Consider the following 16,701-nt stretch of genomic DNA (forward strand, 5'->3'; position numbering starts at 1 on the left):
ATCCGGCGGGCTGCGCTATCCTGCAGCCCGCTGTTGATTCGGGGAGAGGGTGCTGATGCAGTGTTTCGTCTACAAGAGCCTGCGCAAGGCCGATACCTACGTGTACCTGCGCGAAGCCGATCGCTTCGACGTGCTGCCCGCGGCCATTGCCGAGGCGCTCGGCAATCTCGGCTTCGTCATCGAGATCGAACTGTCGCCGCAGCGCAAGCTTGCGCGCGAGAACGTCGACGTGGTCATCGGCAACCTCGATCGGCAGGGCTATCACCTGCAATGGCCGCCACCCGCCGAATCCGGCCAGGCGAGCTGAAGCGCGCATGCGCGAAGGGCATCGCTATACTGCAAGTGTCGCGGCGCGCGACACCCGTTTCGGGTGCGTCGCTGGCACAACCGCAGGCGAAGCGATGTCAGCAAAGGCCCCACATCCGCATCCAGGGCGCGCCCGGCACAGGCAACCCGGCACCCGCCTGGGCGGCACCCGTGGCGATGCCCAAGCCCGAGCCGGGGCGCACCGCCCCGCTTGCGATCGATGAACACCGGCGTCGACATGCCGAAATCGCCGGCACCCCCGCGTTCACTGCTCGGCGGCCTCGGGCGCTTCGTACCCGCGCTTTTCTTCCATGCCGCGGCGGCCTGGATCGCCGCTCCGTCGATGCTGATCGTGCTGCTGATCGGCGATGCCTGGATGCTCACCGCGATCTGCGCCGGTATCGGCTTCGGCATGGACGGCGGCTTCCTGCGCAGCATCGCGCGCCGGGGCCTGACCGGTCTCGTCCTGCTCAGTCTTTATGCGGTCTTCGTCGCCCTGATGCTGGCCGCCCCGGCCTGGTGGCTGGTTCGCGAGCCGTCACTGACTGGCGCGCTGGCGCTGTCGGCGGCCATGCTGCTTTCGCTGCTTTCGCTGTGGCGCCTGTGGCCCGCGTTCGTCCTGCCCTTTGTCTGGGACGATGCCTATCCCGAACAGGGAACGCGTTCCTGGCTGACCATCGCGCTGCGTCGTTCGCTCGGATTCGCCCGCCAGCTGACCGCCGAACACGATGTCTTCTTCAGCCACGGATTGCCATCGGCACTGGCCCTGCTGGTCGTTTGCGTCTGCGCATTGGCGCTGGCCGCGCTGGGCGCCGGATTGCCGTTCGAAATTCGTGTCTCGGCGATCGTCCTGTACGCGCTGGTGGTCGTGCCGCTGGCCTGGCTGATGCTGGCGACGCGTTGCGTGAATATCCTGTTTCTCGACGTCCGGGCCAAGCGCGCCACGCGCCAGCGCGAGGAGGAGCGCGACGAAACCGACAGCGAAGCAGTCGCCCTGCCCGACGACATCGGCGTGTTCGACGCCAGCGCCACGCTGCTTGCCGCGGCCCGCACCGGCCAGGTCGACCTCGCCCTGGCCGCGCTCGAACGCGGCGCCAACCCGGACATGGCGCCACTGGCGGGCGATCGCGACCAGCGCAGCGTCCTCATCCACGCGGTCATCCTGCCCGACCTGCGCCTGCTGCGTGCCCTGATCGCCAAGGGGGTCGACGTCAACCGCACGCACGGCGGCATGCCGCCGCTGATCGCGGCCACGCGCGACAGCTTCCAGGGCCGGCCCGACGCGATCATGACCCTGCTCGCCAACGGCGCCGACCCGGCCGTCACCGACGTCGATTCGAACACCGTCCTGCACCATGCCGCCCTGTGCGGAGAGCCGATCGTCGCCGCGCTGCTGGTCGACGCCGGGGTCGAGATCAACGCGGTCAATCGCGAAGGGCGCACGGCGCTCGGCATTGCCTGCGCCAACGGCAACTGGGCGCTGGCCAACTTCCTGCTCGATCGCGGCGCCAAGACCGAGGTCGAAAACTCGCAGCCGGCCCTGCTGCTCGCGGCGACCGTGGCCGAGGATGATCCGAGCGGGGTAAAGCTGCTGCTCAAGCGCAAGGTCAAGGTCGATTGCCGCGGCCTGCTTGATCGCTCGCCGCTGATGGCTGCCGCCCTGGCCGGACACGCAAGGATTGCCGAAGTCCTGCTCGCGGCCGGCGCCCAGGCCGATCTGCTCGACCGCAACGGCACCACCGCGCTGATGGAAGCGGCGCGTTCCGGTTCGGTGGCGATCATCCATGCCCTGGCCAGGCAAAAGATCGATCCGGACCGCGTCGACTCGCTGGGTCGAACGGCCCTGATCATTGCCTGCTCGGCGCGCGCGGCCAGCGAGGAGGTGGTGCGCGCGCTGCTTGCCCTCGGTGCCGATCGCGGAGTGGCCGGCGGCGACGGACGCCGCGCGGTCGAGCATGCCGCGGCCGCCGGTCGTTGGCCGATCGTCGCCTTGCTCGATCCGGGTTTCGCACTGCCGAGCAGCCTCGCCAGCGAACCGGTGGCGGCCAGCGAGGAAGGTGCGTCGCATCTGCTCGACGCGCTGCGTTTCGGACACTGGAGCGTCGCCGAAGAGATGCGCGACGCGGCGCTTCAGCAATCCCCGGTGCAGCGCGCCCATCTCTATCTCGGCCTGCTCGAACCCGAACACGGCCAGGCACGAACCTGGGTCCTCAACCTTGGCCTGCCGGCCGACGTGCGACTCGACGATGGCCGCTTGCTCGGTGAAGCGCTGCTGTCCGTCTTGCCCGGTTCCTGTCATGCCCTGAACGATCTCGTCCGTCGCGGTCATGCGGTGGGCGGAGCGGCCCTCGTGGCGCGCGTGCTGTTCGCCGTGCCGGGCATGGGCGAGCACGCCGGGATGGTCGCCCTGGCCCATGAGCTCATCGAGCGTGGCGGCGACTGCTTCGGCCGCCTGGTCGGTGAGGTCGGCGCCCTCCACCTCGCCAGTGCTCTCGGCGAAGCGCATCTGGTCGAGAGACTGCTGGTCTGCGGTGGCGACGCGAACGCACGCGATGCGCGCGGGCGGCGACCGCTGCACTATGCCCTGAAGGCCGGTAGCGCCGCCGCGGTTGCCGTGGCGCGCGTGCTGATCCGGCACGGTGCCGATCCCGAGGCGGCGTCGGCGAGTGGCGAAACGGCCCTTGGCCTGGCCCTGTCCCGGGCCGACCGGGATCTCGTGTATTGGCTGAACTGGCCGCGCTGGCGCCTGCCGCGACGCGCCCTGCGCGGATCGGATCTTCCCGCGGCCGCGGCGACCGGCGACATCGATGCGGTCGACAAACTGCTCGGTCTCGGATTCGCCGTCGGCAGCGTCGATGCCCAGGGCGCCACGGCACTGATTCGCGCGGCCGGATCGGGCTATGCGGCGCTGGTCGTGCGCCTGCTCGATGTTGGTGCCGATCCGGCCCAGGCCTCCTATTCGGGGGCAACCTGCCTGTCGGCGGCAGTCGCCGCGCGCCGCGAAGCGGTCATGCGCACCCTGCTCCAGCACGGGGTCGACGCCGACCAGCGCCTGCCCGGCGGCGGTACGCCGCTGATGATTGCCGCGGCCCTGGGATTGCCGCGCCTGGCCGAACCCCTGCTCGAGCGCGGCGCGGATCCGAACGCCGGCGATGATCGCGGCAACACCGCCCTGCAGGCGGCGGCCCAGTTCGCCTTCGACAGCCGCGACACGCAAACCGCCGGCGACCTGCTCCGGTTGCTGCTCGATCATGGTGCCAGCAAGGATGCCCGCAACCAGGCCGGACAGGACGCGCTGCTGCTGCTGCTCGGTGCCCGGGCTGAACCGGGCGCGGCCTGCGATGCCCAGCACATTGGCCAGCTCGCCAGCCTGCTGATCGGCAAGGGTGCGGCCGTCGACACCCAGGACCAGCGCGGGGTCAGTCCCCTGCATGCCTGCGCCATGCACGGCCTGCTCGGCGTAGCCCGCCTGCTCAAGAGCCACGGCGCACCGATCGACCAGCGCGACGGCCTCGGCCGCAGCGCCGGCGAGATCGCGGCCCTGCTCGGCTACGTCGACGTCGCCGCCGAACTCGGCGTCGTGCGCAGCCCGGTCCCCGGCGTGCGCCAGACCTTGCGCAAGCGGGTGATTGATTAGGGCCGGGATTGGGGATTCGGGATTCGAGATTCGAGGGGTCAGCAGGACCCTGCTGACTTGCCGCATCATCGATTCTGCCGCGCAGGGGACAGCAACCCGAGTACGTCAGAGCAACCTTGGCTCTTGCGAATCCCGAATCCCCAATCCCGGCTTTCAGCTACCATCCCCCACCATGAACAAGCCCAACACGACCCATTTCGGCTTCCGCGAAGTCGGCGAGAACGACAAGGCGCGGCTGGTCGGCGAGGTGTTCAGCTCGGTCGCGCGCAAGTACGACATCATGAACGACCTCATGTCGTTCGGCGTGCACCGGCTCTGGAAGCGTCATTTCGTCGCCACCAGCGGTGTGCGTCCCGGCGACTGCGTGCTCGATCTGGCCGGAGGAACGGGCGACATCGCGGCGTTGCTCCTGCCGCGCGTGGGCGAGCGCGGCCATGTCGTGGTCGGCGACATCAATGGCGACATGTTGCGGGTCGGCCGCGACCGCCTGACCGACCGCGGTCTCTTGCGCGGGCTCGGTTACGCCCGGCTCGACGCCGAGGCGCTGCCGTTTCCCGATCGCAGCTTTGATTGCGTGACCATGGCCTTCGGCCTGCGCAACGTGACGCGCAAGGAAAACGCGCTGGCCGAAATCCATCGCGTGCTCAAGATCGGCGGCCGCGCCCTCGTGCTCGAGTTCTCAAGCGTGCGCGAGCCGCTGCTCAAGCCGCTCTATGATTTCCACTCGTTCTCGGTATTGCCGCGGATCGGCAAGCTGATCGCCGGCGACGACGCCAGCTACCGCTACCTGGCCGAGTCGATCCGCAAGCATCCGGACCAGGCCACCCTCAAGCGCATGATGGAAACGGCCGGGCTCACCCGCGTCGATGTGCGCAACCTGTCGGCGGGAATCGTCGCCATTCACCGCGGCTACCGGGTTTGAATGTCGGGCGAGAGCCCTTCCTCGGCCGAGAGCAGCCAGGGCCGGAAAGCACAAAGCCTTCCGCTGGGAAGGCTTTGGGCAAAAAAAGAAGCCGAACGAGGAGCGGAACGCGTCCTGCGCACCGTTCTCCCCTCGTTCGACTAGGGGGACTGGGGTGGCGGCTGTGCCGACCACGTGCGTACAGGATGCCTGCCGAAAACGCGCAGCGATAGCTGTAAGTTCTTACAGCTTGACGAGGTGGACTTTTTGTGCTTCTGGCTTGTTCAGAGCGCGATCAGCTGCAGGCTCATGGCCTTGGCGATGGCCTGGCGACGACCCATGACGCCGAGTTTGCGGGCCGCGTTCTGCAGATGGAAAACCACCGTGCGCTCGCCGATGCTGAGCTGCTGGCCGATCTCCCAGCTGGTCCGGCCTTCGGCGGCCCAGCGCAGGCAATCGAGCTCGCGCGCGGTCAGGTGCACCTGCTCCTGCGAGCCGGTGCTGACCAGGCGCTGCCCGGCTTCATGCAGGAACGACGCGAACAGATGCAGTTCTCCGAGGTGGCGCAGGTTCTCGCGCGCACTCGAGGTGTTGCCGGTGGCCACCGATATCATGCCGGCCTGTCCGGCCGGGCCGTGGATCGGCAGGCCGATGCCGAGGCGCAGGCCGTAATCGGCCGCCTCGCGGAAGAATTCGGTCGGATAGCCAACGCGGCGCGCGTGCGGATCGGCGGCCCACAGGCACGGCGTCGTATGGTGGCGACAATGTTCGACGACCGGATCGACCTCGAAATAGCCCTCGCGCCGGTAGTGCGCCATCCAGTCGGCGGGATACGCATTCAGCAAGACTGGCAGCCGATGCGCGTTCGAACCACTGGTGTAGATCCAGTTCTCGAAGCCGAGACGCTGCAGCAGCTGGCCGGATCGCAGGCGCAACTCATCGGCCGTCCGGCAATCAAGCAAGGCTTGCAGGCTGTCGAGTTGTTCGTGCATCGAAACGCCCCCTGGGCCCGAATATACGCATTTCGCCCGCACAATGCCTCCGACCTGCGGCGGTCGGTTCCGTTCGCCGGGGTACGGAAGGCCGGCACCGCGCGCTTCTTTGGCATACTTGAGCGCTTGCCTCGGAGGAATCATGAAATCCAGTCTATTCATCAGCGCGTTGCTGTTCGGTACCAGCCTGACGATCGCCCACGCGGAACCCGATCCGCACAGCTATGCCGAGCCGGACAAGGTCAGCGTGACCGCACTCGCGCTCGAGCTCGGCGTCGATTTCGACAAGCAGGAACTGAACGGGGCCGCCACGCTGAGCCTCGACTGGCACGATCCCGCGGCACGCAGTCTGGTCCTCGACACGCGCGACCTGGCCATCGAGTCGATCGAGGCGATCGGTGCCGACGGTGCGTCGCGGCCGGCGGCCTATACCCTCGACGCGCGCGATCCGATCTTCGGCTCGGCCCTGCGCATCACCGTCGAGAGCACCGTGCCGAGGGTGCGCATCCGCTACCACAGCCTGCCCCAGGCCTCAGGCCTGCAATGGATGAGCCCGGCCCAGACCGCCAGCGGCAAGCAGCCGTTCATGTTCTCGCAGTCGCAGGCGATCCATGCGCGCAGCTGGGTTCCGCTGCAGGACACGCCGTCGGTGCGTTTCACCTACACCGCGCACGTGACCGCGCCGAAGGCGCTGCGCGTGGTCATGAGCGCCGACAACGATGCCAGGCATGCGCTCGACGGCGACTACCGCTTCGTCATGAAGCAGGCCATACCGTCCTATCTGCTCGCGATCGCGGTCGGTGAACTCGACGTGCGCGAAACCGGCCCGCGCACCGCGGTCTATGCCGAGCCGAGCCTGGTCGCCAAGGCCGCGCGCGAGTTTGAAGACACCGAAAAGATGATCGAGGCGGCCGAGTCGTTATATGGCCCGTACCGCTGGGACCGCTACGACATCCTCGTGCTGCCGGCCAGTTTTCCGTTCGGCGGCATGGAGAATCCGCGCCTGACCTTCGCCACGCCGACCGTGATCGCCGGCGACAAGAGCCTGGTCGGCCTGATCGCCCACGAGCTCGCGCACTCCTGGTCGGGCAACCTGGTGACCAATGCCAACGCCCAGCACATGTGGCTCAACGAAGGCTTCACCACCTATGTCGAAAACCGCATCGTCGAGGCGGTCTACGGCAAGGACGTCGCCACCATGCAGCTGGTCGTCGACGACCAGGAGCTGCGCAGCGAAATGCAGGGCATGAAGCCGCGCGAGCAGCTGCTGGTCACCGACCTCGCCGGCATCGATCCCGACGAAGGCCTGTCCGGCGTGCCCTACGACAAGGGCCGCTGGTTCCTGCGCTTCCTCGAGTCACGCTACGGGCGAGACGTCTTCGACCCGTTCCTGCGTTCCTACTTCGACCATTTCGCCTTCCAGAGCATCACCACGCGCGAGTTCCTCGAGTACTACAGCGCGCATCTCGAAGCGCCGCACTGCGGCAAGGTGAGCTCGGCCGAAATCGACGAATGGCTGCACCAGCCCGGCATTCCGGCCGACGCGCCGGCCGCCCGATCGGAGCGCTTCGATGCGGTCGACAAGGCGGCCGCTGCGTTCCTTGCCGGCACCCTGGCGGCCAAGGACATTCCGGCGAAGCAATGGGTCACCTACGAGTGGCTGCGCTTCATCAACACTCTGCCGGAAAAGCCCACGCCGGCGCAGATGAAGGCGCTCGACAAGGCCTGGCACCTGACCGGTACCGGCAATGGAGAGATCGCCTTCCGCTGGTACGTGGCGACCGTGCGTGCCGGCTACACGGAGGCGCGTCCGGCGATCGCCGCGTTCATCGAACGCATCGGCCGGCGCAAGCTGATCATTCCGATCTACGAAGAACTGGCCCGGAGCGAGGATGGCAAGCGCTTCGCCATCGGCGTCTATGAAAAGGCCAAGGGCGGCTACCATCCGCTGACCCGCGGTTCGGTCGAGAAGGTGCTGGGCCTGTAGGCACATCCGATCCGGAACGGGGTCGGCGTGCCGCGCCGGCCGGTCCCGGGATCGCCTCGGCTGTGGGCCGAAACACCCGTGGCGCCCCTGCGCAGCCGGTCATCGCTGCGCTCAGGGCGCCTCTGGCGCGGCAAAAAGGCGGACGACACTGTCGCGGCCGAGGACCATGAACGTGCACACGCCGAGAACCGTGCCGTAGGGAATGCCGAGGCAGGAAACACCGGCGACCACCAGGCAGAACGTGCGCGCGCGGCGCCGCCGGATGCGCGCAGCGGCCATGAACTTGGCGATCGCGAGACTCGCGCCGATGACGAAGAAGACCAGTCCGAAGATGCCGAAGACGGCGCCGAGGGATTGCGGCGGGAGGCTGCCGGCGTGCGATCCGCTCCGGGCTGCTGCGGCGAGCAACGTGCTCATGAGCAGTCCCATCACGGCATAGACGAGGCCCAGCAGCGAGAACAGCGCAGTCATCACGCCCGAAAACAGGTAGCCGAGCGCGAGCAGCTTGAGATGCTCGTCGTCGACGATCGCCTGGCGGGAATCGAGTCGGTTCATGGCGCCTCGTCCGGTCAACGTGGTGATGGGTGCAGAGGGTAGAGCGCCTGAAGTCGGCGCAGCGTGCCTCAGCGTTCGAGTACGAGCGGTCCGAAACTGTTGTCGATGACGAGTCGCCAGCGCCCGTCGATTCCACGGCGGAACACCGATGTCGCAACGTGGTGCTGTTCGCCGGCGGGCCCGCCCGGCCCCGGCGTCGTCAATGTCCAGTGCGACAGGTACAGGGCGAGATCACCTTGCGCCGTCACGTGCATGCGATCCTGCTTCGCCGTGCTGCCGGAGGTCATGAACAGTTCGAAGAACGCCCGAAGATTGTCCTTGCCGCTGATGCTGCGATCGGGCGCAACCATGACCACGGCAGCGTCCTCGTAATGGTCGAGAACCGATTCGATATCGCCGCGGTTGAAGGCGGCGTCGAGCTCGGCGACGCATTGCTCCACAGGGTGTATGGCCATCGCTGCTCCCGGACTGCGTGAAGTTGCCTGGCCGGACCGTCGTGCCGACGGTCCAGGCTCGCACATGCTAGCCCGGATCTTCAGGAATTTCCCCGACCCTCGCCCTGGCCCTGGATCGTGCAGGCCCTCGGTTCCATCGGCGAGCTCACTTTCGCCTCCCTGCGTTGCATGAAATCGCTTGAATCCAGCCTCCTGCGCGATCGCCGCAGGCATCCGCGCACGGTCAGGGCCAGGGCCGGTCGGGCACGGCGGCAAGAGTGCCGAATCCGCCGGCCGGATTCCGCGAGCGCCTATTGCATGTCCCAGCCCGGCGTGCCGCGCGCCGGCAGCGGCTCGGGTGCCACCGACCTGACCGGCTCGCGGGCCAGCTTGTCCTCGAGCCAGCCAAGTGCGGCGTCGAGTTGCGCATCCTCGCCGTTGTAGGTGGCCAGTGGCGCGTTGACCACGGCGATATCCGGCGACACGCCATGGCCCTCGATCAGCCAGCGGCCGTTGGCCACGCTGAACTGCGGAAACTCGGCGATCCGGGCGATGCCGCCGTCGACCAGCGCGTTGCGCCCGGACAGCCAGATGCCGGCGCCGGCCGTACGTTGTCCGATCAGCGGTGCAAGGCCAAGCGCCTTGATGCCGGCGGCGAAGGTTTCTCCGTCGGAATACGTGCGCTCGTCGATCAGCACGACCAGATGGCCCCGGAAGCTCTGCTGCATGTTGAAACCCGGCGGACTCTCCGGAGAGGTCCAGAATGCCCAGGTGCGGCGCAGCAGCTTCTCGATGATCCAGCTGTCGATGTTGCCGCCGTTGTTGCGACGCACGTCGATGACCAGGCCGTCACGCCAGGCGTTGGTGTAGAACTCGCGGGCGAAATCGGCGACGTCGTTGCCACCCATCGCACGCAGGTGCAGGTAGCCGATACGGCCCTTGCCACGCTCGAGCACGCGTTCGCGACGGGCCTGTTCCCAGTCACCATAGCGCAGACCGGCTTCGCCGCGGCTGTCGATCGCCACCGCCACCGTCTGCCGGCGCTGGCCGTCGCGGACCAGGTCGAGCAGGACCTGCTTGCCGGCCTGGTTGGCGAGGGCGTCGGCGAGCTCGGCGGCGTTGCCCACCGGCTTGCCATTGACCGCGGTCAGCAGGTCGCCCTCGCGTGCATCGACGCCCGGCTTCGCCAGCGGTGCGCGCGCGTTCGGCAGTTCCGGGTCGGTGCGGTAGATGTGGGCGATGCGCAGGCCGCCGTCGACGCCGACGAAGTCGGCACCGAGAGCCGCCGGTGTCGCGACCTCGTCGTCCTTGCGCATTTCGCCACCGCGCACCTGCGAGTGCAGGATGCCGAGTTCGGCGGTCATCTGGCCGATCAGGTCGTCGAGTTCATGACGGTCGGCCACCCGCGCGAGCAACGGCTCGTAGCGGGCGCGGACCTTGTCCCAGTCGACGCCGCGCATGGCCGGGTCGAACGAGAATTCCCGGTGCATTCGCCAGGCATCGACGAACATCTGCCGCCACTCGGCGGGCGGATCGATGGCGAGGCGCCAGTCGGCTGCGCGCAGCTTCAGCTTGTCCAGCTTGTCCGGCGCCTTGGCCGCCGCATCGACGATGAAGATGTCGCCGGCACCCTTGTCCTTCCATTTCATGAAGGCGATCTTGCTGGCGTCGGCGGACAGCTGGTAGCTGCGCACGTCCCTGGCGAAGGTCTCCGCCTCGTCGCCGTCGTTGCCGATGGCCAGGCTCATCAGGTTGGGATGGGCCTCGGCACCGGCGTCCTGGTCGAGAAAATAAAGGCGCTTGTCGTCGACGCCGAGGACGCTGTAGTTGCCGGCTGCGACCGGCACTTCGTACAGGCGCTGCTCGAGTCCGTCCCAGGCGATCGCCGGGAGCGCTGGCTTGCTGTCCGGCGTGGCGCCCTTGCCCTTGCCCTTGCCGACCGCCGCATCGTCCTTGTCCTTGCCGGCTTTCTTGTCGGGCGGTGCCAGTTCGTCGGCCGGCTGGAACGGAAAGCGCTTCCCCGCCTGCAGGGCCAGCGCATAGATCCGGGTGCGACGGTCGAACGTCGGCCCCATGTTGCGGTCGCCCCACGGGCTGCGCGGGGTGGCGACGAAATCGCGGTTGGACAGGAAGTAGAGCCACTTGCCATCGCGCGAGAATGCCGCCGAGCTGCTTTCGTAGCGGTCGCTGGTCACCACGGCCTTGCGCGAACCATCGCTGGCCAGCAGCACGACCTGGGCGCGGCCTTCGCGGCTGTCCGGTCGGGCGACGGCGAGCGTGCGGCTGTCCGCCGACCAGCGTACCGAGGCATAGGTATCGTCTCCGCCGAAGTGGCCCTGGTCGAGCTGGCGCAGCTTGCGCGTCGCCAGATCCAGCACGAACAGGCGCGCCTTCTTGTCGTCGAAGGCCAATGATTTGCCATCCGGCGACGGGTAGAGGTGCCAGCGTCGCGCGTCGGAATCACGGGTCAGGGCTTCGCCGGGGCCCGAACCGTCGGCCGGGAAGCGCCAGATCTCCTCGTGGCCACCGATGTCACTGATCGCGAACACGGACTTGCCATCCACGCCCGGCACCGCCGAACGCGCGCGTGCAGCGGCCGGCACGGCAAGATCGATGCGCCGACGCGCGTCGGTCGCGGCGAGGGTCACCGCACCGCGCGCGGTCAGCGCGACCCGGCTGCCGTCAGCGGCGAGGGCGAAATCCTCGAGGTAGTCGAGTGGCTTCTCGAGCCAGCGCGTGCGCCTCTGTTCGAAGTCGCTGACCAGGTCGATCGGCACCACCCGGTCTTCGCCGCTGGCGATGTCGATGCTGCGGATGTCGGCGCCGTACTGGTAGACGATCCGGCCGGCGTCGAGTTGCGGGGCGATCACGTCGAACTCGGTGTGCGAAGTCAACGCGCGGCGATCGCCGCCGTTGGCATCCATGCTCCAGAGGTTGTCGCTGCCGCCTTCGTCGCTGAGATGATAGAGCCGTCCGTTCCACCACATCGGACTGCGTAGGGAGGCCTTGACCTGTGGCGCCAGTCGCGTCGCTTCGGCACTGCCGTCCAGCGGTGCGCGCCAGAGCTGGGCCATCGCGCCGCCATGGTATCCGCGCACGTGATCGCCGGTGATCTGCAGGCCGAAGCGGGTGAAGTAGACGGTACCGCTGGCGGCGTCGATGGTGGCCTGGTTGGCGTCGGCGAACGGCAGGGCATGTTGCGCCAGGGTGGCCGGCTCGACCGAGCGCAGGACCACGCTGCTGCCCGGACCGGTCACCGCGGTGCTCGAATAGAGGACTTCGCCGGTCGGCGTCCAGCCGACCACATGCACGCTGGCCCCATCGAAACTGAGCCGCTTCGGGGCGCCGCCGGCCAGCGCCATCACGTAGACCTCGGGGCTGGCATCGTAGCTGGCGACGAACGCGACCTGGCGACCGTCCGGCGACAATGCCGCATCCGACTCCAGCGCCGCGTTCGTGGTCAGCCGCTGCGCCGTTCCGCCAGCCAGCGCAACCCGCCAGAGATCGCCTTCGGCGGTGAACACGAGCGTATCGCCATGCAGCGATGGTCCGCGCGTGTAGGCCGTTTCCGCATATAGCGGAGGGGTACAAAGCAACAGCACGAGAGCAGCAATCAGGCCAGCCTTCATCTACGCATCCTCGTTCGGCAGGCCGGCATTGTGCACACGCCTCGGCTGCCTGGCCCGGGCGATTGGTCATGGCCTGCCCGGAGGCCGGAATTGGCGCGACCTGGGTATGCGGCGCCGGCGCGATCGGGGGCCAGGTGGCCAAACCGAAAGCGGCCTTGCCGGGATGGCGCTGCAACGCCTCCGAGCGGTCGTTTACGCCGAAGCGTTCGATTTTGCCGCTCTCGGGCGTTTCAGGGGGCAGGAGCAGGACAGCTCCCGTGCCGCTGTGCCGGCATGGCCTACCCGCCCGCTGTTTCGCGTGTAGTCCACACGAGCAGCCGATGGCCGACCGAACGGGTCGGCCCCAGCCTGCAAGGGAAGCCAGCGCAGCGAGGCGACCCGCTTGTCCACGGATCCCAGGGAGCGCCACATGTTTTCGAGCAGAAACCTGATTTTCGGACTCCTGATCGCAGCAGTCGCGCCGCTGCCGGCTCATGCGCTCAACTTCGTCGTCAACGATTCGACCAGCAACCCGGACGCCGACGCGCCCGACGACGCGCTTTGCCAGACCATGGCAGGTACCTGCTCGCTGCGTGCGGCGATCGAGGAAGCGAACGAGCAGACCGGTCCGCATACGATCACGTTCGCGCCGGCGGTCACGGCCATCACCCTGAGCGCCGACCTGCCCGACATCCGCGCCCAGGTGACGATCGACGGCACCAATGCAGGAGCGGTCGGTGGCCGCGTCGACATCAACGGGGCAGCGGTCGACGGCGTCGGCGGATTCGACTGCTTCGACCTGCTCTCGACCGGCACGGTCATGCCGCCGATCAACAATCCGAACGGCGGCCAGGGCTCGACGATCAGCAACCTCGTGATCCGCAATTGCGCCGACGATGGCATCGATGCCAGCGGCCACGGCTATTCCTTCCTCGACAATCGCATCGGCACCAATCCGGCAGGCACCGCGGCCGCCCCGAATGATGGCGACGGCATCAACATCGACGGCACGATTCCCCCGCCCGCCATTCCGGACATCCAGGGCCTGCTTGACGACCCGCCGACCGGTTTCGCCGAGATCGCCGCCTATGCCACGGCTTTGCAAGGCGCGCTGACCGTCATCGCGAATCCGAACTTCATCACCGGAAACCACATTTCCGGCAACCTGCAAACGGCGATCACCCTGAACAATCCGATGACCGTCAATTCGTTCGTCGCGGGCAACATCATCGGACTCAGCGCCGATTCGCTGAGCGCGATTCCGAACGGAACGGGCGGCGGTTCGCCCGATGCCGTGGTCCTCAGCAACGGTGCCTACGGCAACTTCATCGGCCCGGGCAATGTGATCAGCGGCAACAGCAACGATGGCATCAATGTCTCCGGCGCCGTGCTCTTGCCGAACTTCATCGCCGGCAACGTGATCGGTCCGGCTGGCCTGCCGGGCCTCGAGCTCGGCAACGGCGATAACGGCATCGATATCACCGCAACGCTCGAGGACGACGGTACCGCGCCGGACAACCCGACCGGCTACACCACCTTCATCGGCCCGGCCAACATCATCAGCGACAACAAGAGCGACAACGGCGGCGGCGCGCTGAGCCAGTACGGCGGCGATACCAGTGGCGGCATCCTCGTTTCCGGCGAAGGCGTGCGCATTTTCGGCAACGCCATCGGCCTGTTCGCGTTTCCGGCCGGCGCGCCGTTCGGGCCGGCCGACCAGTTGCTCGACGTCGGCAACTCGGGCAATGGCATCGTACTGACGACCAGCGGCAACCAGGTCGGCGGCAGCGAGGTGTTCGAAGCCAACTTCATCCTGCACAACGAGCGCCACGGCATTCTCGTGCGCGGCAGCAACACGGTCGGCAACATCATCCGCGGCAACTTCATCGGTGTGGCGCCGCCGACCGGCCTCGACGTCTTCAGCCTCGGCAACAACGGCAACGGCATCGTCGTTTCCTCGGCCAGCGGTACCGTCATCGGCGGCCCCGGCGATCTCGACGACAACGTGATCGCCGGCAACGGCATCAACGGCGTGGCCCTGCGCGATGGTACGACCAACAACGGCTGGGCCAACCTGATCCAGCGCAACCAGATCTACGCCAACGGCGTAACCACGCCCGGCATCGGCATCGGCATCGATCTCGAACACGATATCGACGTTGCCGACGTCCAGCCCGATCCGGCCGGTGACGATCCGAACACCAACTACGCCAACTATGGCCAGAACCAGCCTACGCTGTGCACGGGTGCCGGAGTGCCGCTGCCGGCCTGCGTCGCGCCGGCTTTCAACGCCGGCAGCGGCGCGACCACGACGGTCTGGAGCATCGTCACGCGCCCGGGCACGAGCCTGCGCATCGAGTATTTCGCGCAGCGCCCCGACGGCATGACCTTCCTGTTCGATGAAGTGGTGACGACCGACGCGGCCGGCTTGCCGCTCAGCGGCACGGTCAGCAGCTGCGTGGCGGGCATCTGCACGGCCAGCGCAACACCGGCGACGGCCGAGGACACGCGCGGCCAGTCGATCGTGATGACGGCCACCGACCTTTTCCCGACCGACGTACCGCCGGTCGACGGCCTCGTCCTCGACGATCCGGCCAGCAATACCTCGGAGTTCTCGGCACCTGCCGGGATCCCCCAGGAAGTCGCCTTCAGCAGCGCCAGCTTCGTCGCCAACGAGGCCGACGGCACCACCTCCATCGTCCTGCAACGCCTTGGTTCGCCGACCGGCGCCGTCAGCGTCGATGTGGTGGTGGCCGCGGCACCCGGAACGGCCACCGGAAGTGGCGTCGACTATGCCCTGGCCAGCGTCAATCCGGTCAGTTGGGCGGATGGCGATGCGGCGGACAAGAACTTCACGATCTCGCTCAACGACGACACGCTCGACGAGAACGACGAGACCGTCATTCTCGAGCTGCAGAACGTCACCGGTGCGATTCTCGGCGATCCGGCCGATTCGGTCCTGACCATCCTCGATGACGACGCGGCGCCGACCATCAGTGTCGCCGACAGCAGCGTCGCCGAGGGTGACGTCGATGTTCCGCTGCCCTTCGCGATCACGCTTTCGACGGCCAGCGGACTCGACGTGGTGGTGACCTGGTCGACCGCCGACGGCAGCGCCACGGCGCCGGCCGATTACATGGCCCAGAGCAACCAGATGCTGACGATCCCGGCTGGCAGCCTGAGCGCCAATGCAGTCGTCGACGTCGTCGGTGATGTGCTCGATGAATCCGATGAAACGCTGTTGCTCAACATCTCGGCGACCAACACGACGGTTGCGGGCAGCGACCTGCAGGCGACCGGCACGATCAGCGACGACGATCCGCTGCCCCTGCTCGGCATCGACGACATTGGCCCGATCGACGAAGGCGACGGTCCGGCGCCGACGCCGTTTGCATTCACCTTGTCGCTGAATGCGCCAAGCGGACGTGACGTCACGGCACGCGTGACATCGGGGGACGTCGCGGACACCGCCGTCGCGCCATCCGACTACGCAGCCATCGACCAGCTGGTGACGATTCCGGCCGGCTCGCTGAGTGTGCCGGTAACAGTCAACGTGGTCGGTGACACCACGGTCGAGCCGCTGCCGACCGAGACCTTCAGTGTCAAGCTCGCCGCGGATGCCGTGACGCCGCTCAATGCGAGCCTGGCCGACCCGCTCGGCATCGGCATCATCACCAACGACGACGGCAATCCGGGCACGCTGCAGTTCACGCCGGACCCGGCCGACCAGAGCGTTGCCGAGAGCGCCGGCATGGCCATGTTCAGCGTCACGCGTACAGGCGGCACCGCAGGTGCGGTCAGCACCACGGTCACGCTCGGCGGCAGCGCGACACTCGGCGCCGGCAACGACTACACGACGTCCAGCCTGACCCTGAACTGGGCCGATGGCGATGCGACGCCACAGATGATTGCGATCACGATCAACGACGACGCCGCACCCGAAGGCGACGAAACGGTGAGCCTGACCCTCGGTGCGCCGAGCGGCGGCGCCACCCTCGGTGTCCCGTCGACCGCGATCCTGACGATCCTCGCCAACGATGCCGCGGCCGGCACGCTGCAGTTCACGCCGAACCCGGCCGACCAGACCGTGGCGGAAAATGCCGGAACGGCCACCTTCACGGTGACCCGCAGCGGCGGCGCATCGGGTGCGATCAGCACGACCATCGCCCTCGGCGGCAGCGCCACACTCGGCGCCGGCAACGACTACACGACCTCGACCCTGACCCTGGACTGGGCCGACGGCGATGCCAGCGATCGCGCGGTCACGATCACGGTCAACGA

The 16,701-nt window shown here is 67.7% G+C and carries 9 protein-coding genes; 5 read left to right on the forward strand and 4 right to left on the reverse strand.

What is annotated here, in order from left to right; all coding sequences use genetic code 11:
- The first annotated feature begins 55 nt into the window (after positions 1-55).
- From BM125_RS16300 to ubiE, 3 genes are all read left to right on the forward strand, one after another.
- Complete coding sequence (locus BM125_RS16300) at positions 56-307, forward strand: YcgL domain-containing protein (protein WP_092409922.1); 252 nt, start codon at positions 56-58, stop codon at positions 305-307.
- A gap of 219 nt (positions 308-526) precedes the next feature.
- Positions 527-3,943 (forward strand): ankyrin repeat domain-containing protein, encoded by a 3,417-nt coding sequence (locus BM125_RS16305; RefSeq protein WP_245778958.1) that lies wholly within the window; start codon positions 527-529, stop codon positions 3,941-3,943.
- A gap of 172 nt (positions 3,944-4,115) precedes the next feature.
- Positions 4,116-4,865, forward strand: coding sequence for a bifunctional demethylmenaquinone methyltransferase/2-methoxy-6-polyprenyl-1,4-benzoquinol methylase UbiE (gene ubiE, locus BM125_RS16310; RefSeq protein WP_092409924.1), 750 nt, complete (start codon positions 4,116-4,118; stop codon positions 4,863-4,865).
- A 263-nt stretch (positions 4,866-5,128) separates the two neighbouring features.
- Here ubiE and BM125_RS16315 read toward each other — a convergent pair whose 3' ends face one another.
- On the reverse strand, positions 5,129-5,836 hold the full coding sequence (locus BM125_RS16315; RefSeq protein WP_175498144.1) for a LuxR family transcriptional regulator: 708 nt from the start codon (positions 5,834-5,836) through the stop codon (positions 5,129-5,131).
- A gap of 142 nt (positions 5,837-5,978) precedes the next feature.
- On the opposite strand from BM125_RS16315, the gene BM125_RS16320 reads away from it, so the two are divergent.
- Entirely contained in the window at positions 5,979-7,823 is a 1,845-nt protein-coding gene (locus BM125_RS16320; protein WP_092409928.1) for a M1 family metallopeptidase, read from the forward strand.
- Positions 7,824-7,934: 111 nt separating this feature from the next.
- Here BM125_RS16320 and BM125_RS16325 read toward each other — a convergent pair whose 3' ends face one another.
- The 3 genes from BM125_RS16325 to BM125_RS16335 all read right to left on the reverse strand — a co-directional run bounded on the left by BM125_RS16325 (position 7,935) and on the right by BM125_RS16335 (position 12,441).
- A complete protein-coding gene (locus BM125_RS16325; protein ID WP_092409930.1) occupies positions 7,935-8,378 on the reverse strand; it encodes a hypothetical protein in 444 nt (147 codons plus the stop codon).
- 68 nt (positions 8,379-8,446) lie between these two features.
- Entirely contained in the window at positions 8,447-8,833 is a 387-nt protein-coding gene (locus BM125_RS20325; protein WP_175498145.1) for a YybH family protein, read from the reverse strand.
- A 290-nt stretch (positions 8,834-9,123) separates the two neighbouring features.
- A complete protein-coding gene (locus BM125_RS16335; RefSeq protein ID WP_092409934.1) occupies positions 9,124-12,441 on the reverse strand; it encodes a S41 family peptidase in 3,318 nt (1,105 codons plus the stop codon).
- 409 nt (positions 12,442-12,850) lie between these two features.
- On the opposite strand from BM125_RS16335, the gene BM125_RS16340 reads away from it, so the two are divergent.
- Positions 12,851-16,701 (forward strand): beta strand repeat-containing protein (locus tag BM125_RS16340; RefSeq protein ID WP_092409936.1); only part of this gene is annotated, 3,851 nt, incomplete at its 3' end.

Source organism: Dokdonella immobilis, assembly GCF_900115085.1.
GTDB lineage: Bacteria > Pseudomonadota > Gammaproteobacteria > Xanthomonadales > Rhodanobacteraceae > Dokdonella > Dokdonella immobilis.

What these genes read in the sequence shown, in the direction of transcription:
- BM125_RS16300 (WP_092409922.1), top strand. Translation starts at nt 56, where the DNA reads ATGCAGTGTTTCGTCTACAAGAGCCTGCGCAAGGCCGATACCTACGTG.
- BM125_RS16305 (WP_245778958.1), top strand. Translation starts at nt 527, where the DNA reads ATGAACACCGGCGTCGACATGCCGAAATCGCCGGCACCCCCGCGTTCA.
- ubiE (WP_092409924.1), top strand. Translation starts at nt 4,116, where the DNA reads ATGAACAAGCCCAACACGACCCATTTCGGCTTCCGCGAAGTCGGCGAG.
- BM125_RS16315 (WP_175498144.1), bottom strand. Translation starts at nt 5,836, where the DNA reads ATGCACGAACAACTCGACAGCCTGCAAGCCTTGCTTGATTGCCGGACG.
- BM125_RS16320 (WP_092409928.1), top strand. Translation starts at nt 5,979, where the DNA reads ATGAAATCCAGTCTATTCATCAGCGCGTTGCTGTTCGGTACCAGCCTG.
- BM125_RS16325 (WP_092409930.1), bottom strand. Translation starts at nt 8,378, where the DNA reads ATGAACCGACTCGATTCCCGCCAGGCGATCGTCGACGACGAGCATCTC.
- BM125_RS20325 (WP_175498145.1), bottom strand. Translation starts at nt 8,833, where the DNA reads ATGGCCATACACCCTGTGGAGCAATGCGTCGCCGAGCTCGACGCCGCC.
- BM125_RS16335 (WP_092409934.1), bottom strand. Translation starts at nt 12,441, where the DNA reads ATGAAGGCTGGCCTGATTGCTGCTCTCGTGCTGTTGCTTTGTACCCCT.